The organism is Vibrio sp. R-1, from assembly GCF_035615595.1.
In the GTDB taxonomy this organism is placed as follows: Bacteria; Pseudomonadota; Gammaproteobacteria; order Enterobacterales; family Vibrionaceae; genus Vibrio; species Vibrio cholerae.
On record NZ_WPDC01000006.1, the window covers coordinates 76,125 to 92,979 of the forward strand.

At 45.5% G+C, this 16,855-nt stretch carries 14 protein-coding genes; 8 read left to right on the forward strand and 6 right to left on the reverse strand.

Translation table 11 applies throughout. From position 1 onward, the window contains the following. Nucleotides 1-49 precede the first annotated feature (49 nt). A complete protein-coding gene (gene dsbB, locus GOU96_RS02500) occupies nt 50-571 on the reverse strand; it encodes a disulfide bond formation protein DsbB (RefSeq protein ID WP_001221801.1) in 522 nt (173 codons plus the stop codon). Between the two features lie 79 nt (nt 572-650). Further along, nucleotides 651-2,243 carry a Na(+)/H(+) antiporter NhaB gene (nhaB, locus tag GOU96_RS02505; RefSeq protein ID WP_267781427.1) on the reverse strand — a complete coding sequence of 531 codons (1,593 nt, stop codon included), beginning with the start codon at nt 2,241-2,243 and terminating at the stop codon, nt 651-653. 644 nt (nt 2,244-2,887) lie between these two features. Here nhaB and fadR point away from each other — a divergent pair. Continuing rightward, nucleotides 2,888-3,727 (forward strand): fatty acid metabolism transcriptional regulator FadR, encoded by an 840-nt coding sequence (gene fadR / locus GOU96_RS02510; protein ID WP_000234820.1) that lies wholly within the window; start codon nt 2,888-2,890, stop codon nt 3,725-3,727. Nucleotides 3,728-4,018: 291 nt separating this feature from the next. Here the strand turns inward: fadR and rsuA are convergent, their stop codons facing one another. After that, complete coding sequence (gene rsuA / locus GOU96_RS02515; protein WP_001234869.1) at nt 4,019-4,714, reverse strand: 16S rRNA pseudouridine(516) synthase RsuA; 696 nt, start codon at nt 4,712-4,714, stop codon at nt 4,019-4,021. Between the two features lie 133 nt (nt 4,715-4,847). On the opposite strand from rsuA, the gene GOU96_RS02520 reads away from it, so the two are divergent. The 5 genes from GOU96_RS02520 (at nt 4,848) to rplY (ending at nt 9,607) form a co-directional block, all read left to right on the forward strand. Beyond that, a complete protein-coding gene (locus GOU96_RS02520) occupies nt 4,848-6,617 on the forward strand; it encodes a DEAD/DEAH box helicase (RefSeq protein WP_057554902.1) in 1,770 nt (589 codons plus the stop codon). A gap of 118 nt (nt 6,618-6,735) precedes the next feature. Then, complete coding sequence (locus GOU96_RS02525) at nt 6,736-7,137, forward strand: PepSY domain-containing protein (protein ID WP_001165432.1); 402 nt, start codon at nt 6,736-6,738, stop codon at nt 7,135-7,137. Nucleotides 7,138-7,148: 11 nt separating this feature from the next. Next, nucleotides 7,149-7,808 carry a response regulator transcription factor gene (locus tag GOU96_RS02530; RefSeq protein WP_000699609.1) on the forward strand — a complete coding sequence of 220 codons (660 nt, stop codon included), beginning with the start codon at nt 7,149-7,151 and terminating at the stop codon, nt 7,806-7,808. Beyond that, nucleotides 7,798-9,171, forward strand: coding sequence for an ATP-binding protein (locus tag GOU96_RS02535; protein ID WP_175230259.1), 1,374 nt, complete (start codon nt 7,798-7,800; stop codon nt 9,169-9,171). The genes GOU96_RS02530 and GOU96_RS02535 overlap by 11 nt, the downstream gene beginning before the upstream one ends. A gap of 157 nt (nt 9,172-9,328) precedes the next feature. Next, entirely contained in the window at nt 9,329-9,607 is a 279-nt protein-coding gene (gene rplY / locus GOU96_RS02540) for a 50S ribosomal protein L25 (protein ID WP_000667185.1), read from the forward strand. A gap of 149 nt (nt 9,608-9,756) precedes the next feature. On the opposite strand, the gene GOU96_RS02545 is transcribed toward rplY, so the two are convergent. After that, nucleotides 9,757-10,530 carry an EAL domain-containing protein gene (locus GOU96_RS02545; protein WP_267782107.1) on the reverse strand — a complete coding sequence of 258 codons (774 nt, stop codon included), beginning with the start codon at nt 10,528-10,530 and terminating at the stop codon, nt 9,757-9,759. Between the two features lie 91 nt (nt 10,531-10,621). Continuing rightward, nucleotides 10,622-11,023, reverse strand: a complete 402-nt coding sequence (locus tag GOU96_RS02550) for a ribosome recycling factor family protein (protein WP_267782104.1) — start codon at nt 11,021-11,023, stop codon at nt 10,622-10,624. 275 nt (nt 11,024-11,298) lie between these two features. Here GOU96_RS02550 and GOU96_RS02555 point away from each other — a divergent pair, with 275 nt between their 5' ends. Continuing rightward, nucleotides 11,299-13,005 (forward strand): methyl-accepting chemotaxis protein, encoded by a 1,707-nt coding sequence (locus GOU96_RS02555; protein WP_162797034.1) that lies wholly within the window; start codon nt 11,299-11,301, stop codon nt 13,003-13,005. A gap of 385 nt (nt 13,006-13,390) precedes the next feature. Then, entirely contained in the window at nt 13,391-14,581 is a 1,191-nt protein-coding gene (locus GOU96_RS02560; RefSeq protein WP_001959694.1) for a DUF3103 domain-containing protein, read from the forward strand. A 67-nt stretch (nt 14,582-14,648) separates the two neighbouring features. On the opposite strand, the gene chxA is transcribed toward GOU96_RS02560, so the two are convergent. Continuing rightward, entirely contained in the window at nt 14,649-16,556 is a 1,908-nt protein-coding gene (gene chxA / locus GOU96_RS02565) for a cholix toxin ChxA (protein ID WP_267782122.1), read from the reverse strand. Nucleotides 16,557-16,855: the final 299 nt, after the last annotated feature.

Genomic DNA, 16,855 nt, shown 5'->3' on the forward strand with positions numbered 1-16,855 from the left:
GGCGCTTTAAGCGCCTTTTTTATCAACCGGATTGAGCGATGTGATTGGCTTAACGTGAGGTTTTGGCCAGTTGTGCAATGACAAAAATCGCTAATGCGAGTAAGTTTGCCGCAAAGATAACGACGAGCCACTGCGGCATAGAGAGCGTCAAAAACTGCCATACCACCTTGCTACAGTCACCATATGCTTCAAACAGATTGGGAGCCCATTGGTTGAGCGGAGCCCAAGCCGGGAAGGTGACAAACAGATCGCAAGTAGCAAAAGGCGAAGGGTTAAACTGGTAGTTCACATGCTCGATCGCCAGCATCAAACCTTTGTAGCTGCTGGCACCCCAAGCAGCAAAACCGAGCCAACGTACGACAGGGTTTTGTGGTGCAATTGCGCCAATCAAGGCGGCGACACCAATCCCCAGCATAGCGATACGTTCATAGATACACATGACACACGGTGCAAGTAGCATCACATGTTGAAAGTACATGGCACACAAGGTAAAGAAAACGACAAATGCCAGCAGCAACAGCCAAGATAATCGCGACTGAGAAAAGGTTTTAAGGGAGGATAATATACGCACAGATAGATCCTTGTTAAAAAGAAAAGCTCTGAATACTCAGAGCTTTGTATCTTGGATTAGTTTCAGGTTCAATTGAAATTTAGTGGCCACTTTGCAGTAGTGCATCTGCAGCTGGCGCGACATGATGGCTGATCCAACCTAGGCTGTAGAACACTTCAGTCATTGGCTCAAGTAAGAACATGATGCCAATAAAACCAACCAGTGAAAGCGCCAGCGTATAAGGAAACGCCATGATGACCATACGACCGTAAGAGAGACGGATCAGTGGCGCCAAAGCCGAAGTGAGCAAGAATAAGAAGGCCGCTTGACCGTTCGGTGTGGCTACTGAAGGTAAGTTGGTGCCGGTATTGATGGCGACGGCCAACAAATCAAATTGGTCACGTGAAATCATGCCTTCCATCAGTGCGGTTTTCACTTCTGTGATGTAAACCGTCCCCACAAACACGTTGTCTGACACCATGGAAAGTAGACCATTCGCCACATAGAAGAGTGCGAGCTGAGTGCCATGGTCTTCGACATTTAGTACCGCATCAATCACGGGTTTGAACAGCTCTTGGTCGATAATAACCGCAACAATCGAGAAGAAAACAGCCAGCAATGCGGTAAACGGCAGCGCTTCTTCAAACGCTTTACCTAGCGAATGTTCTTCAATCACACCAGTAAACGCCGTGGCGAGAATAATCACCGACAAACCAATAAGACCAACGGCGGCTAAGTGAAGAGCTAAGCCCACAATCAACCAAACCGCGATAGCACCTTGCACCCAGAGTTTGGCAACGTCTTGGTTTGTGCGGTTTTTGCGCTCTTCTGAGTCAAAATCGAGCAGAATTTGACGAACATTGGCAGGAAGACAAGCTCCATAGCCAAAAATGCGGAATTTCTCAACCAACATACAGGTCAGCATACCTGCAATAAACACGGGTACGGTAACGGGAGCCATGCGGAGTAAGAACTCACCAAATTGCCAGCCTGCTTGGTCAGCAATGATCAGGTTTTGTGGTTCACCCACCATGGTGGTGACACCACCCAGTGCTGTACCCACACCTGCGTGCATCAGCAGTGAACGTAAAAATGCACGATAGTTTTCTAAGTCATCACGAGTTAATTCTGAAATACCTTCATCATGGGTGTGATCGTGAGAAGAGTGAACACTTTGACCCGAAGCAACCTTGTGATAAATCGAGTAGAAACCCACCGCCACACTGATGATGACCGCAATCACTGTCAGCGCATCTAGGAAGGCAGAGAGAAACGCTGCCGTAACACTAAAGGCTATCGAAAGGAGAACTTTGGAGCGAATGCCAAGCAGAATTTTAGTGAAAATAAACAGCAGCAGTTGCTTCATAAAATAGATGCCTGCCACCATAAACACCAACAGTAGCAATACCTCGATATTGGCAACCAGTTCATGCTTAACTTGCCCCGGACTTGTCATCCCAATCGCAATCGCTTCAATCGCAAGTAAACCACCGGGTTGTAGAGGGTAGCATTTCAGTGCCATGGCCAGAGTAAAAATAAACTCAACCACTAATAACCAACCCGCGAGGAAGGGATTAATAAAGAAGAACACTATTGGGTTAATAATAAGAAAAGCAATGATGGCAACTTTGTACCAATCAGGCGCTTTACCAAGGAAATTCTTGATAAACGCGTTTCCGAGGGACATCGGCATGATGATTACTCTTTAACTGTTGTTATAGATAGACTTTGTGTCGTACCTGCTTTCACCAAAGCATGAGACTCAGTGTGTAGACAAAATCTTTTCAACAGTGATTTAGCAGGAAAATAAGGTTGTTCACCGATTCAATTCCAGCTAAGTCACTCCCTGAGAAAAACAAGCACTCCGTACTTCGACCGCAACTCTACTTGTCGTTACACAATAGTCAACAACAAATATCATGATGATAAAAAGTTACTAAACTTTCGTTAAAAAACGCGATCTAAGTGGTGTAAGCATAACACAAAGTTGACGAAAAATTCATTTAGAAGCCGTGAGTTAAGTGAAATTGAATTTAATACATCTTTACTCCAAAGAAATACCTCTTTCGAGTAAGTTTATTTTGCTAATTAGAAATAGGAGAGTGTGAGCTGTGTCCATTTAATTTCAGGTGTTTTATGTAGTCGATGAAAAGAAAAGTGTTTACCAGTCATCTTATAAGCAAAATGTTCACAATGATTCGCTCAAGTTAAATTAGAGTAATTGCACTATGTCTGCTTTGTGACAAGTTTATCGATGCTTGGTTTTCGACGTACACCAACTAGTGGTATGATGAGTGCCATTCGACCCAAATAAAACAAGTATTGGATTAGTCATTAATGGTCATTAAGGCAAAAAGCCCAGCCGGTTTCGCTGAGAAGTATATTATTGAAAGTATTTGGAACGGCCGCTTTCCGCCAGGTTCCATCTTACCTGCAGAGCGTGAGCTTTCTGAATTGATCGGTGTTACGCGTACCACACTACGTGAGGTGTTACAGCGTTTAGCGCGTGATGGTTGGCTCACGATTCAACACGGTAAACCCACCAAAGTGAATCAGTTTATGGAAACATCAGGTTTGCATATTCTTGATACCTTGATGACTCTTGATGCAGAGAATGCCACCAGCATTGTTGAAGACTTACTAGCTGCAAGAACCAATATCAGCCCCATTTTCATGCGTTACGCTTTTAAGCTAAATAAAGAGAGCGCAGAGCGGATCATGATCAATGTGATTGAGTCTTGTGAAGCCTTGGTTAACGCCCCTTCTTGGGATGCGTTTATCGCAGCTTCTCCCTATGCGGAAAAAATCCAGCAGCACGTGAAAGAAGACAGCGAAAAAGATGAGCTCAAAAGGCAGGAAATCTTGATCGCGAAAACATTTAATTTCTACGATTATATGTTATTCCAACGTCTCGCTTTCCATTCTGGTAACCAGATTTACGGTTTGATCTTTAACGGGTTGAAAAAGCTGTATGACCGTGTGGGAAGTTACTATTTTTCCAATCCTCAAGCGCGTGAATTGGCCATGGAATTCTACCGTCAGCTGTTAGCTGTGTGCCAAAGCGGCGAGCGTGAGCATTTGCCTCAGGTTATTCGTCAGTATGGTATTGCTAGCGGACACATCTGGAATCAGATGAAAATGACGCTGCCGTCCAATTTTACTGAAGACGATTGCTAATCTAGCACTGTTCGTTTTCGTTAAAGAAGCCCGCATTGTCACGTGGGCTTTTTACTATTGAAATTAATCTCAATCCCTTGAGTTTAGTGATGATGATTATCCCCTTTCTACTTGAAGCTGCAGGGGGGTTGGCTACGTTCGTTCACCCCAATCACATAGTCTCTCTATGCTCATGGGGATGAACTCACTTGCCGCCTACCTGCAACTCCAAGTTGTTTGGGTATATGATCTTAATAATCGCCGCGATTAACTAGTGCTAATTCAGAAACAATCTATTTCCTAAATCTTGGTTTATTTCCAGATTGAGGCCACTTCTTCTTCCGTCAAATAGCGGTATTCCCCCGGTTCAAGGGTTTCATCTAAGGTAATCTGACCAATGCGTTCACGATGTAACCCTATGACTTTGTTACCTAAAGCGGCAAACATACGCTTCACTTGGTGATACTTTCCTTCATGGATAGTCAATAGCACTTCCGTTTCACTGATCACCTCCAGTTGCGCGGGCAAAGTCAGCTCACGTTCACCACGCAATTCAATACCTCGGTTAAATTGCTCTGCGTAATCAGCTTGAATGGGATCCGCCAACCACACGCGGTAGGTCTTCTCACACTTATGTTTTGGTGACGTGACTCGGTGCGACCATTGCCCATCATCAGTGATCAGCAGTAAACCTGTGGTATCGACATCCAAGCGGCCTGCAAAGTGCAGATCTTGAATATTAACTTCATCAAGCAAGGTAAACGCCGTTTGGTTAAAACCATCTTCATGTGAACAGACCACGCCATCTGGTTTGTGCATCATGATGTAACGCGGACCATGCAACGTAATTTCACGGCCTTGCCACTCAACGCACGACGTCTCTTTAAGTTTGAACGCACCACTTTTTTGCACCACATCATCGACGGTCACTTCACCACTTTTGAGAAGTTGAGTGGCCTCTTTACGCGTTGTACCGAGCGCATCACACAGGAATTTGTCTAAACGCATGCTTACCTCATCTGCTGGAAGTCGGCTATTATACAGACCTCACACAATAATTACCCAGCGCAATTGCTTGCGGCCAACATCAAACGATGCAAAAGCCGTCAATTGCCCAGATAACCTCGGTAACGCCCAGCGGATGTATACGTTACGACCTTATCAAGCCGACTCAGTGAAAGCCGTCGTGCACTATTTTCGCCAGCACTCTACCCCGGCCGTGATTGTGCTTCCGACCGGCGCAGGAAAAAGCTTAGTGATCGCAGAGCTTGCGCGCCTTGCCCGTGGCCGCGTATTGGTGTTGGCCCATGTCAAAGAGTTGGTTGAGCAAAACCACGCCAAATATGAAGGCTATGGCTTAACCGGCGCGATTTTTTCCGCAGGCTTGGGGCGCAAAGAAACCGATCAACAAGTGGTGTTTGCCTCAGTGCAATCGGTGGTGCGCAACTTATCTGAGTTCCAAAACCAGTTCTCTTTATTGGTGATTGATGAGTGCCACCGCGTCCCCGATGACAAAAACAGCAGTTATCAAAAAGTGATCACCCATTTGCTGGAACTCAATCCGGGCATGAAAGTGCTCGGATTGACCGCAACCCCCTATCGGCTCGGGATGGGATGGATTTACCAGTATCACACCCGTGGTTTAGTGCGCAGTGAAGAGCCGCGTTTTTTCCGCGACTGTATTTTTGAGCTACCCATTCACTATTTATTGGATGAAGGTTTTCTCACCCCCGCTCAATTGATTGATACCCCTGTCATGAGCTATGACTTTTCGCAGTTGAAACCAGCCAATACGGGGCGCTATCGTGAATCAGAACTCGACTTGGTGATTGAGCAGTCACAACGCGCCACTCCGCAAATTGTTGCCCAGATCATCGAGCTTGCCAAAGCGCGACAAGGGGTGATGATTTTTGCGGCGACCGTGCGTCACGCCGAAGAGATCTACCGTTTACTGCCTACCGAGCACGCCGCCTTAGTGATCGGTGATACCCCAACGCCAGAGCGTGATCGCATTATCCAAGCGTTCAAGCAGCAACAGATTAAGTTTTTGGTCAATGTGTCCGTACTCACCACCGGATTTGATGCGCCGCATGTCGATTTAATTGCGATTTTAAGGCCAACAGAATCGGTCAGTCTCTATCAACAAATTGTCGGCCGCGGGCTACGCCTTGCGGCGGGCAAATCCGACTGTTTGGTGCTCGACTATGCGGGTAATCAGTACGATCTGTATCAACCTGAAGTGGGCGATCCAAAACCCGATTCAGACAGCGAAATCATCACCATTCCCTGCCCCGCTTGCGGTTTTAACAATAACTTTTGGGGCAAGCTGGATGCGAACGGCTTTCTGATTGAGCACTATGGCCGCCGCTGCCAAGGCTATTTCACCGATGATGAGACGGGTGAGCGCGAGCATTGTGGCTACCGTTTTCGAGCCAAATACTGCAATGAATGTGGTGCGGATAACGACATCGCCGCTCGCATCTGCCATGAGTGTGACGCCACGTTAGTGGACCCCGACAAGAAACTCAAAGAGGCACTCAACCTGAAAGATGCGCTGGTGTTTGAATGTACCGACATGAGCCTAAAAGTTCATAAAGACGCCAAAGGGAAAAGCCAGCTTCAAGTGACTTACCACGGGCAAGATGCGGTGCAAGTACACCAATTTTGGTCACTGAATACGCCGCGCCAAAAGCAGCAATTTCACGACCAATTTGTACGTCCACATCTGGCTGACAAACATCGGCCTTTTGAGGCAGCAACGCCCGCCAAAGTCGTGGATCATCAGCACCGTTTTCGTCCACCCCTGTTTGTGATTGCGCGAAAATCGGGCCGCTTTTGGGCCATTCGAGACAAAGTATTTGCCGATGAGTTCGCCTCCCCAACCGACGTTCACCTATCAAACCGAGACTAGGCAAACCCAAAGCAGACGTTCATCATCTAAACCATAGCGATGGGGGTTTCGCAATTCACTTTCTGTTCATTTTTATCTCGTTATACTCGGCAACAGATTCAACATTCAGGTATTGACTATGCAGATTTTTCGTATGCAGCAAAGACCGCAAGCCAGCCTCCTACTCCTATTGTTGTTGCTAGGGTTTGCACTGCCCACTCACGCTGATAACAAGGTGCGAGACTGGGAACAAGGCTCGTATCGTGAAGGGACGCAAATTGAAATTGATGAAGACCAAGATGACGTTTATCGCGCCGTCCAAAAAGGGTTGATTCGCCCTTTTGCCGAACTCTATGCCACGGTCGATCAGCAGTTGAATGGGCGTTTGATCAAAGTCGAGCTTGACGAAGATGACGATGAGTGGATTTATGAGCTGAAATTGGTGTATGACAATCAAGTCTTTCGTGTCGAATACAACGCCGCTACGTTGGAGTTGATGTCCATTCGCGGGCGTAATGTGATTCGTGCCATCAAAAAATAATCGAGCAGACCATGAAAATATTAGTTGTTGAAGATGATGTTCAGTTAGGCCAGCAGATCCTCTCGGCATTAGAGCAAACAGGTTGGGTTCCCGAATTGGCACAAGATGGCATCGATGCCTTATACCGCGCCACCGCGGAAGAGTGGGACGTCATCGTACTCGATCTCGGCCTACCGAAATTGGATGGTTTGACCGTACTTAAAGGCATTCGAGACGAAAACATCAACACTCCTGTGGTGATTTTGAGTGCACGCGACACCCTCACTCAACGGGTCGAAGGTTTGAATGCAGGAGCGGACGATTACCTCACCAAACCCTTTGAAATGGTTGAGTTGATTGCTCGTATTCGCGCCCAACTGCGCCGTGCGTCTGGCAATGCCTCCCCGGTGATGCAAGTCGGTGACCTGAGTTTAGATACGCGCACTTCCAAAGTAATGTGGCAAGGGCAAGCGGTTAGCCTCACCGCCCTCGAATATAAAGTGATAGCCTATTTCATGCATAACCCTGAAAAAGTAATTTCACGCACTGAGCTTGTCGAACATATCTATAAGCAAGATTTTGACCGCGATTCCAATACCATTGAGGTATTCATCGGGCGCATTCGTAAGAAAATTGCGCCGGATGTGATCAAAACCGTGCGCGGTCTTGGGTATCAGCTGCATGCCAATTAAATCTCGGGCGTTACGTCATCTCAGCCTAAAAACCCGCTTGCTCCTTGCTGCGGCACTATGGCTAGGCGCGATGATCTTGGCCGCCGGTTATTTGATCCCAAATCTCATCCATCAATATCTGCTGGAAGATGTGCAAAACCAGTTGCAACTGTCGATGGATGAGATCACCGCCAACTTGGAAGCCAATCCACAAGGACAATTAACCCTCACCACTCGACTTGCCGATCCCCGTTTTACCCAGCCTTATAGTGGCCTTTACTGGTCAGCCACTTTAGGCGATCAAACGCTTCGCTCACGCTCGTTGTGGGATCGCTTTTTGACCGAAGAAACCCATGTTCACGGTACGATTTATCTTGGCGCGAAAGAGGAATCGTTAATTGTATTAAAGCGTACTGTTTATCTGCCCGAATTTTCACAACCCATCACAATCACGATAGGCTTAGACGATGCCCCGCTAAAAGCCACGCTACAGCGCGTGAGCAAAGAGTTGTGGATGATTCTGGCTCTATTGTTCAGCGGAATACTCATTTTAACTGGCGTACAAGTGACGTGGTCACTCCGTCCACTTTCGAAAATGCAACGCGAGCTCTCAGCCTTGCGAGATGGCCAGCAAAATGCGTTGAATGGCGATTATCCACAAGAGATTTCACCGCTAGTCAATGATCTCAACGCTCTCCTCTTTCATTACCAAGAGCTGCTTGAGCGAGCCAGACACCATGCAGGGAACTTATCCCACGCATTAAAAACACCACTTTCTGTGCTCAAAAACGAAGTCGCTCAGTTGAATGATGCCCAGCTCAGAAGCCAGTTACAGCCTTCTGTTGAGCAGATCCAGCAGCAAATTGACTACCATCTAGGGCGTGCTCGTATGGCGGGTTCCGCCAATATTCTTTCGGTTAAAACCGCACCCAGTGCGCGAGTCGATGCTATTTCACAAGCATTTGATAAGGTTTACGCTGAACGTGGAATCACCTTGGTGAATGAGCTGGATTCGGACTTAGAAGTGGCCGTTGAACCGACTGACCTAGATGAAATGATCGGTAACCTTCTGGAAAACAGCTACAAATGGGCCAACAGCTTAATTCGTGTACACAGCCAAATACTGAGTGACGATTGGGTACAGATTTGCGTGGAAGACGATGGCGCAGGCATCAGTGCAACGAACCGCGAAAAAGCCCTCAAACGCGGAGTGCGCTTGGATGAAACCACGCCCGGCACTGGGCTTGGACTTAATATTGTGAGTGAAATGGCGCACAGTTATCGTGGAGCATTGGCTTTAGGAGAGAGTCAGTTAGGCGGCTTAAAAGCCACACTGACCTTAAAACAACCCACTCGCGCAGCCAAAGCCGTCAAATCCCATTAAATGCGGTGCAAAAACGGATTTTCAGTTGCCCGAGAGAGCAATGAATGCTAGTATCCGCGCTCGTTTCTGACCCTCCTATAGGTTTGGAAACTCTACGACACGGGCAAGGTCGCATTGCCCTGTCACTCTGTTTTTTACTAATTTGAGAGTAAATACTATGAAATTCGAAGCAGTATTACGTACTGATCTAGGTAAAGGTGCGAGCCGCCGCCTACGTAACACTGGTTACTTCCCAGCGATCGTTTACGGTGGTGAAGCAGCTCCAGTTTCTATCTCACTGAACCACGATGACGTGATGAACCAAATGGACAAGCCTGAGTTTTACGAAGCTATCGTTCTGGTTATCGACGGCCAAGAAGTGAAAGTGAAGCCTCAAGACGTTCAACGCCACGCGTACAAGCCAAAAGTTGAGCACATGGACTTCATCCGTATCTAATTCCCTACCAAGGAATTACTCGGATTAAATCCAGCCTTTTGCATAAATAAGATCATCGGCATTACCAACCGAGAAATCTAAAAATTCGAAACCCCGATAGCTACCAACTGTCGGGGTTTCACCGTTTTAGAACCAATCTAATTTACAATTCACGCTTCGCTGAACTCAGGATTGACACTTGGTAGGCTCTCAAAGCAGGGCTTTGCAAAATAATAGCCTTGCATTAACTCAACGCCTGCCGCTTTTAACCAAGCAAACTCAGCATGACTCTCCACACCTTCAGCCAGCGGTTGAATATTTAAATCACTAAACAGCTTTAAACAGTTTTTCATGATCGACTGACGAACCTGATCGGCATGGATATTTCTTATCAACCCCATATCCACTTTTACAATATTGGTTTGAAAATCAGCCAATAAATTTAACCCTGAATAGCCAGAACCAAAATCATCAATTGCTGTTTGAAAACCCAAAGATTTATAGTATTCGACAATCCTTTTTATGTGATTAACATCTTCTACCCGCTCAGCCTCGGTAAATTCGAACATAATATTTTCGATCGGAAACTGGTAACGTTTCGCGGCCTCTAACGTAGTACGAATACAACGCTCTGGCACATAAATAGCGTTGGGGAGAAAGTTTATACTTAATTTACTGGTCAGTCCTAACTTGGCGGCAAGAGCAATCGCTTTAACTCTACACATTTGATCAAATAAATAACGATTATCTTCATTAACTCTTGAAATAACCGAATAAGCCGATTCGTCATTTAAACCTCTCACTAAAGCTTCATAGCCAAATATCTCTTGCGTTCTACAATTTACTATGGGTTGAAATGCCATAGTAAAATCAAAATCGAGCGAATTTTCATTCACACCACATGAACAAGTTTTGGGATCTGACGCCACAGGAATAATATGCATTTGACTATGCCTTAATTATAGACTGATTAAAGACTAGTTATATTCGACACATAAAGCAAAGATTCTACTGAATCTTACTTCATCAAAAGGGTCACTCAAAGCTCTCCTCAGCAAAACGAGCCGCTCGCGCCTGCATCAAGCTGCAATGTGTAGCTGCCATGAGTTCCGCTAAGGTTATGGACGGATTTTGCTGAACTAAACGCTGCAGCTGGACTTCGATGGGTTCAATCTTGTCGCTCGGCAGCCTTAAACCGGCTTCCACGCGTCGAATCAGATATTCAGCAACTTGATATTCGGTCTGCTTGATTTGGATAACAAATTTCTGCATCGAGGCAGCTTCACCTAATAACTGCCAATTTCGCGAGCGACGAATACGATTTAACTCGCAATCAAAAGTCTGTGCCTGCAGTTTCAATCGCTTAACGGTATCGCTACCTATCCGATGAATCAAAGAAGGCAAAGTAATGGCTATCGCTTGATCGGTTGTTGGCATCTCTCCACTCCAGTTATTAAGGTTCTCTCAAATACGTTCTGGATAGTGATGATAATTAACATCAATATACCAAGAGCATTCAATGGGTATTTTATAACAGTGGGTTCATTTTCAGTGTCTGATATTGTCAGTAGACCGTCATCCTTGTGGATATCATCCATAAAAATCATGATCTACGTATCATAACGTTATGAAATTCAATCCAATTATCCAGTTTGGACCATACTCAAATCAGTATAATTTCATTAACTTTTTAATTTTTGTCGGGGGGATGGATGATGGTATCCAATCAACATAACAATGCTCATCGCACAATAATAGCGGGCACTACAAACTCACTGCATAGCGTTGGCCTACGCTTGAAACTGATCGTGGTGCTGATCGTGGTTTCCATTCTTTTCTTGGGTTTCAAAGGCTTAACAGGCATGCAAAGTGCTTCAGATTCGATTGAATCGCTTTATACAAAAGGAATGCAACATACGATTCGTGCTGGACGCATATTGGATGAATTAGGCAGCGCGCGCAGCCAACTGCTATTAGCTTTCCAACATGACCCATCCTCCAAGTACGCGTTGATGCATGATCATCCGATCACAATGCACGTCGAAGGAATCCAAACATCGCTGACCAATTTGCACCGTATTGTGGATAACGAAATATTAGCTACCGTATTGGATGCTCAAGAAAAAGCCGTGATCCAAACCTTGAAAGAAAAGCTGGATCAAGTCACTCGTCAAGGATTTGAACCCGCTCTCCAACAGCTCAAGGCTGAAAAATACGATGCGGCTAACTTAATTCTGCTCCAAGTCATTAACCCTCTTTATAACGAGATAAAAAAAGCGGCGGAAGCCTTTCTCGACATTCAAACCCAAGAAGGAAAAAATAACTTTTCTGCCTCTCAACACGAGATTAACCAATTTATCTGGATAGTCAGCTTACTGGGTGCTTTTGCCTTGATAGTGACTACCAGCTTAGCACTACTGATTGCTAAGCGAGTCAATAATGCCGTGCATCACTTAGCAAGTTCTGCCACCCATATTGCCGCTGGCGATCTCACTCAACGCATCCCCGTCACTGGGAACGATGAATTTTCGGATATTGCTAAATACGTCAACCGAATTGTAACGAGCTTTCAAGAAGTCATTAGCAGTAATCGCCACTCAGTCTCTGCTTTAGCGACGGCTGCCGAGGAAAACGCGGCCGTTGCGATGCAAACGAAGCAAAATATCGTCGAACAGCAGTCGCAAACACAGCAAATTGCTGCCGCAATCCATCAGTTCACCGCCACCGTACACGAAGTCGCGCAAAGTGCAGGCCTTGCTGCAGAAGCCTCTGAAGAAGCAGAACAAGCCGCGATGCAGGGACGCAAGGTCGTTGAGGAAAATATTGCGATGATTGAAGGGCTATCCAACGATTTACAAAAGATGCTTGCCGCCATGCAGTTACTTGCCAAAGATTCAGAAGACATTGGCAGTGTTGTGGATGTGATTCAGAGTATTTCAGAGCAAACCAATTTATTGGCGCTGAATGCTGCGATCGAAGCCGCTCGCGCGGGTGAACAAGGACGCGGATTTGCAGTCGTCGCCGATGAGGTCAGAACCTTAGCAAGCCGCACCCAAGAATCGACGAAACAAATCCTACAGACAGTGCAGCGCTTACAGCAGAGCAGTCGAGATTCGGCGAATTTAATTGAACAAGGGGTTTCTGGAGCATCAAAAGCCGTTGAAAAAGCACGTTTGGCAGGGACGGCGCTGTCTCAAATTACGGCTAACGTCGATCGTATCTCGACCATGAACACGCAAATTGCGACGGCGTCAGAGGAGCAAAGTGCGGTGACTGAGGAGATCAATAAAAACATCATCACCATCAGCGAAATCTCCAACCAAACCGCGTTGGGAGCACAACAAAGCTCTGAAGCAACCTTGGAGTTGGCAAGACTCGCCGAGAGCATGCAACAGGAAGTCGCGCGTTACAATGCCTGACATATCCCAAAACGACTTGGAGTGGCAGCGAAACGAAAAACGAGTCTATTCATCAACATCTCAAACGATGTGATTAGGGTGAGCGAACGTGCGAACACTGCTGCTTCAAGTGGGGAGAAATGCCTTAAATAGGTTTACGTGATGCTAATTGCTTGAAACAGAAGATAATTCGACGTTTAACCAAACTTTGACAACTCTAAAAATCATTCACCCGAGCACAGTAGCACTTTATGCTGCGATCTCACCCTTATGTTGCAGAATTTGATCTTGAGCCACAAAGATAAATCTGCTGAATAGTTTCTCTCTGTGTAACGTGCAAAGCGTGGTAGTTTGAGCCCAATAGAGCTATGGCTCTATTCACTACAACAAGAAAAAGGGTTCACCTATGCATAAACCACTCTCCATAGCAGTGCTTCTGACTGTTGCACTGGTTGGCTGCCAATCAGAAGAAACACAAAGCAACACCGGACTAACAGCGCAAGCGAAGGCGGATGCCGTCGTTGCACAAAAGCGTCAATTGGCGGAATCCTTCAGCCAAAACTATGCCGCTTACGCGCACACACTCAAAACACAAATCAGTGCAGATAACTTGAGCATTTCAGTCTCTGAACTGGTGGAATCCGCGCCAAATACTGAGATAAGCCAACAGTTACGCTCTGCAGATAAGAATGTGCGCACCTTAAAAGGTATTGACCAGTTTACAGAGCAACTTCTGCAACTGCGTTTGGCCGATGCTTCGATGCTCAAAGAGTGGCAAGAAGGACAAAGTCCGCTGTTTGCTTTTGAGCCGAGTGGTAACGATGATAGCTGGCAATACATTGAAGCTTATGATGTGTATGGCCAAATCCACCAACTCGATGTCTACCAATTGCCAGATGTTCCCGTCTTTGTGGTTGATAACGACAGCGCCGTCGAACTCAAAGCGGGTCTACAAGCCATGCGTGCGGAAATGCAGCGCTTGGGGCAAAGCCCACAATTGTCTACGCAAGAGAGTAGCTCAATTGAAGCATCGACACGTTCTTTGAGTCGCTCTGCATCCGCCGATACAGCGCCCATTTCCACCACTGTTTTAAAGAAAATTCGTCTGCAAGATGACAAAGAACCTTGGATTTCAGGCCGTGCCGAAATTTATGCGCTAGTCACTGGAGTTGATCCAAGCCGCGATAAACCAACCATTGATCTGATTGATATGCCTTATCTGGATTACGATAAGCAAGATTATTTCCCGAATCAGGTAGTCATTCACTGGACTCGCTATCGCTGGGGTGCTGCGGACATGATCCTCATGGAGCAAGATGATGGCACGGATTATAAAGAACTAGCGAAACAACTGGTGAAAGTGGCGGAAGAGGTGCTCAAACTTATCCCTGATCCTGAAGTGCAAGGCTACGCGATTATTGCGCAGATCACGGGAAAAATTATCGAGGCCATTCCCGATGGTGTCCTTGTGAATGATGACGACTTCGTTGATGTGTTTTATACCCTAATGCAAGACACACAATACACCGATCATCCGGGAGCCAACGGCAATGCAACGGCAACATTTGAGCCTTTGACGATTTATCCGACGAAATAAGAACCGTAATTTCATTAATGATCGATTGCAAAGCCTCACAGCTTAAGCGTGAGGCTTTATTTATTATTTATTTCAGTTCATCTTTTTGCTCTTTATAAGGTGGTTTTGCGCTAATCGATTGCTCTTTAGCAACAGCCTCCTCATCAATCGCCAATTCTTCGTAAGCGTTCCCTGGAATAGTCGAAGGAATCGCAACTGCATGAATCGCCATATCCCAGCCAATGACAGTTTCGTCTTCCCCTCCCGCACTTTCTGGACCAGTAAATGCTTCATTTCGTAATGGCAAAGAATGACCAATCACTTGCGTTATATGCTCCTCAGCATTTTCCAAAGGTGTATTCGTTCGATAAAAACGTTCTAATGAAGCACGAGGGATATACACTCTTAGCATTACCCCACGAGCGTCCCGCTCAGCACGGGTCGGAAGTCCATACTCCCCTGTCCCTTCTTTGATCCGAGCATAACCATGGGCAACTTCAGCGTGAGTTGCAACATATAACCCGCCCCACTTTTCCTCGTTTTCAGTGTTGTTGCCTCTCGGAACAGGGGCAATTCTATTCACTATGGTTTGCGCAGCGACATGATTCGTACCATGGTAACCCACGAACACATAACCCTCTCGAGTCAGAGCTTGATGTGTTGCTTCGAGTTCCTGATAAGTCCAATTTGTGACTCCTTGAGGGGTGATTACCGCACGGTTTTCAGGCAAATATGAACGACCAGAACGAGACTCAATGTTAATATTGGCTTGATCGTTGTTTGACGCCACACAAGACTTATCAGCATCTGGGCAAAATAAAGAGAGGATATCGGCAGCTTGTGCACCCGCACTGGTTTGCTCAGGAGTTAATCCGGGATGGTGAGTGACATAATCGTTATAGATCTGTCGAGCAACGGTTAAAACCTGTGTAACCATGCCGGGGTTATTTTCATTAATTTGTCTAAGAGCACTTAGCCTTTCAGCCACCTCTGGTTCTTGTTCGTCAAGATTCAGAGTAAATACGCTATCTAGATGAGAGAATAAAATTCTCGTCGCGACAAATAAACTCACAATATTCTGCGCTTGATAGGCACATGATAAATCATCCGTTAAATCCCTAGGTTTCCGACTGCGCGCCAAAGTTTCTAATGGCACACCACAGACTCGATGAGCAGCAAGTGCCTCCATCGCATTCTTCTTGGAGAAATGGATGCGCTGTTCAACGGTTTTTTGTTCTATCCCTTGCTTAACCGTAATCGCCTTCGGAGTTCCTGCAACAGTTTTATAGGCTCCACCATGCCAATCGTCACCATAAGTACAAAGCTCAGGATCTTCATAGAAACATAAAACCACTTTTGGTAATGTCGTGAGCCAGTTTGCCCAACGCTTATGACGCGAACCATTTTTATGCGCCGCTTTGTAACTGACACTTGGCCAAGAAATGGCAATACTTTGTTCTGGTCGCGTTACCGCAAAAGAGACATTACCTTGATTTTCCCACTGTTCTAACGTTTGGTTATCGAGATCAATACTATATAGTTTAGGCACCTCGATGATATTTCTTTGCTGATCGAGCTCATCAACGGAAATTTTAATGCTTGCAGGAGAATCTTCACCAATAGGCACTAACCAATTAATCGCAAATTCACCCTCTTTTCGGTTATAAGAGTACGTTTTTGTACCATTTTCTGTCGTAATATCTAAATTAATGACACCAAAAGGCGCATCTTGATTAACATAATGTCTAGTCGCTCTTACTGTGGCAAATTCACCAATAGTAATAATGGACTCTCCTTTGTCCTCATCCTTAATATCATTCTGCTCATCATTAATCGTCATCGAGTAATACAGAACACCTTCATCTAAAACAACATCACTAGGGATAGACAATTTTGATTGAATCGGCTTACCCGGTTCCGGGGTCAACGAACATGGCGAACGGCATTCATCAAATATCTTTAACTCATCTTCGACTGCTAATGTGGGATGAGCCATACTGGATATCACCGTAGCCCCTGCTATTAATAACATCTTCTTCATTACTTTCTCCAAATAAAATGTCAAGTACAGAATGTACTCGCAATTAGGATTAAGTTAATGAAATTAAAATCGCCAATAAAATTAACAAAAACCAGAAGCATCATCACACAAAATAAGTATTTATATTTTTTAATTTCAACCTTAAAAAATATAAATAATCAACTTACTTAAAGTTAATTATTTATATTTGTAAGGCTTGTTTAAAAATTAAATTCATAGCCTAGATCTATACCAAAACTACTTGAAGTTGCAGG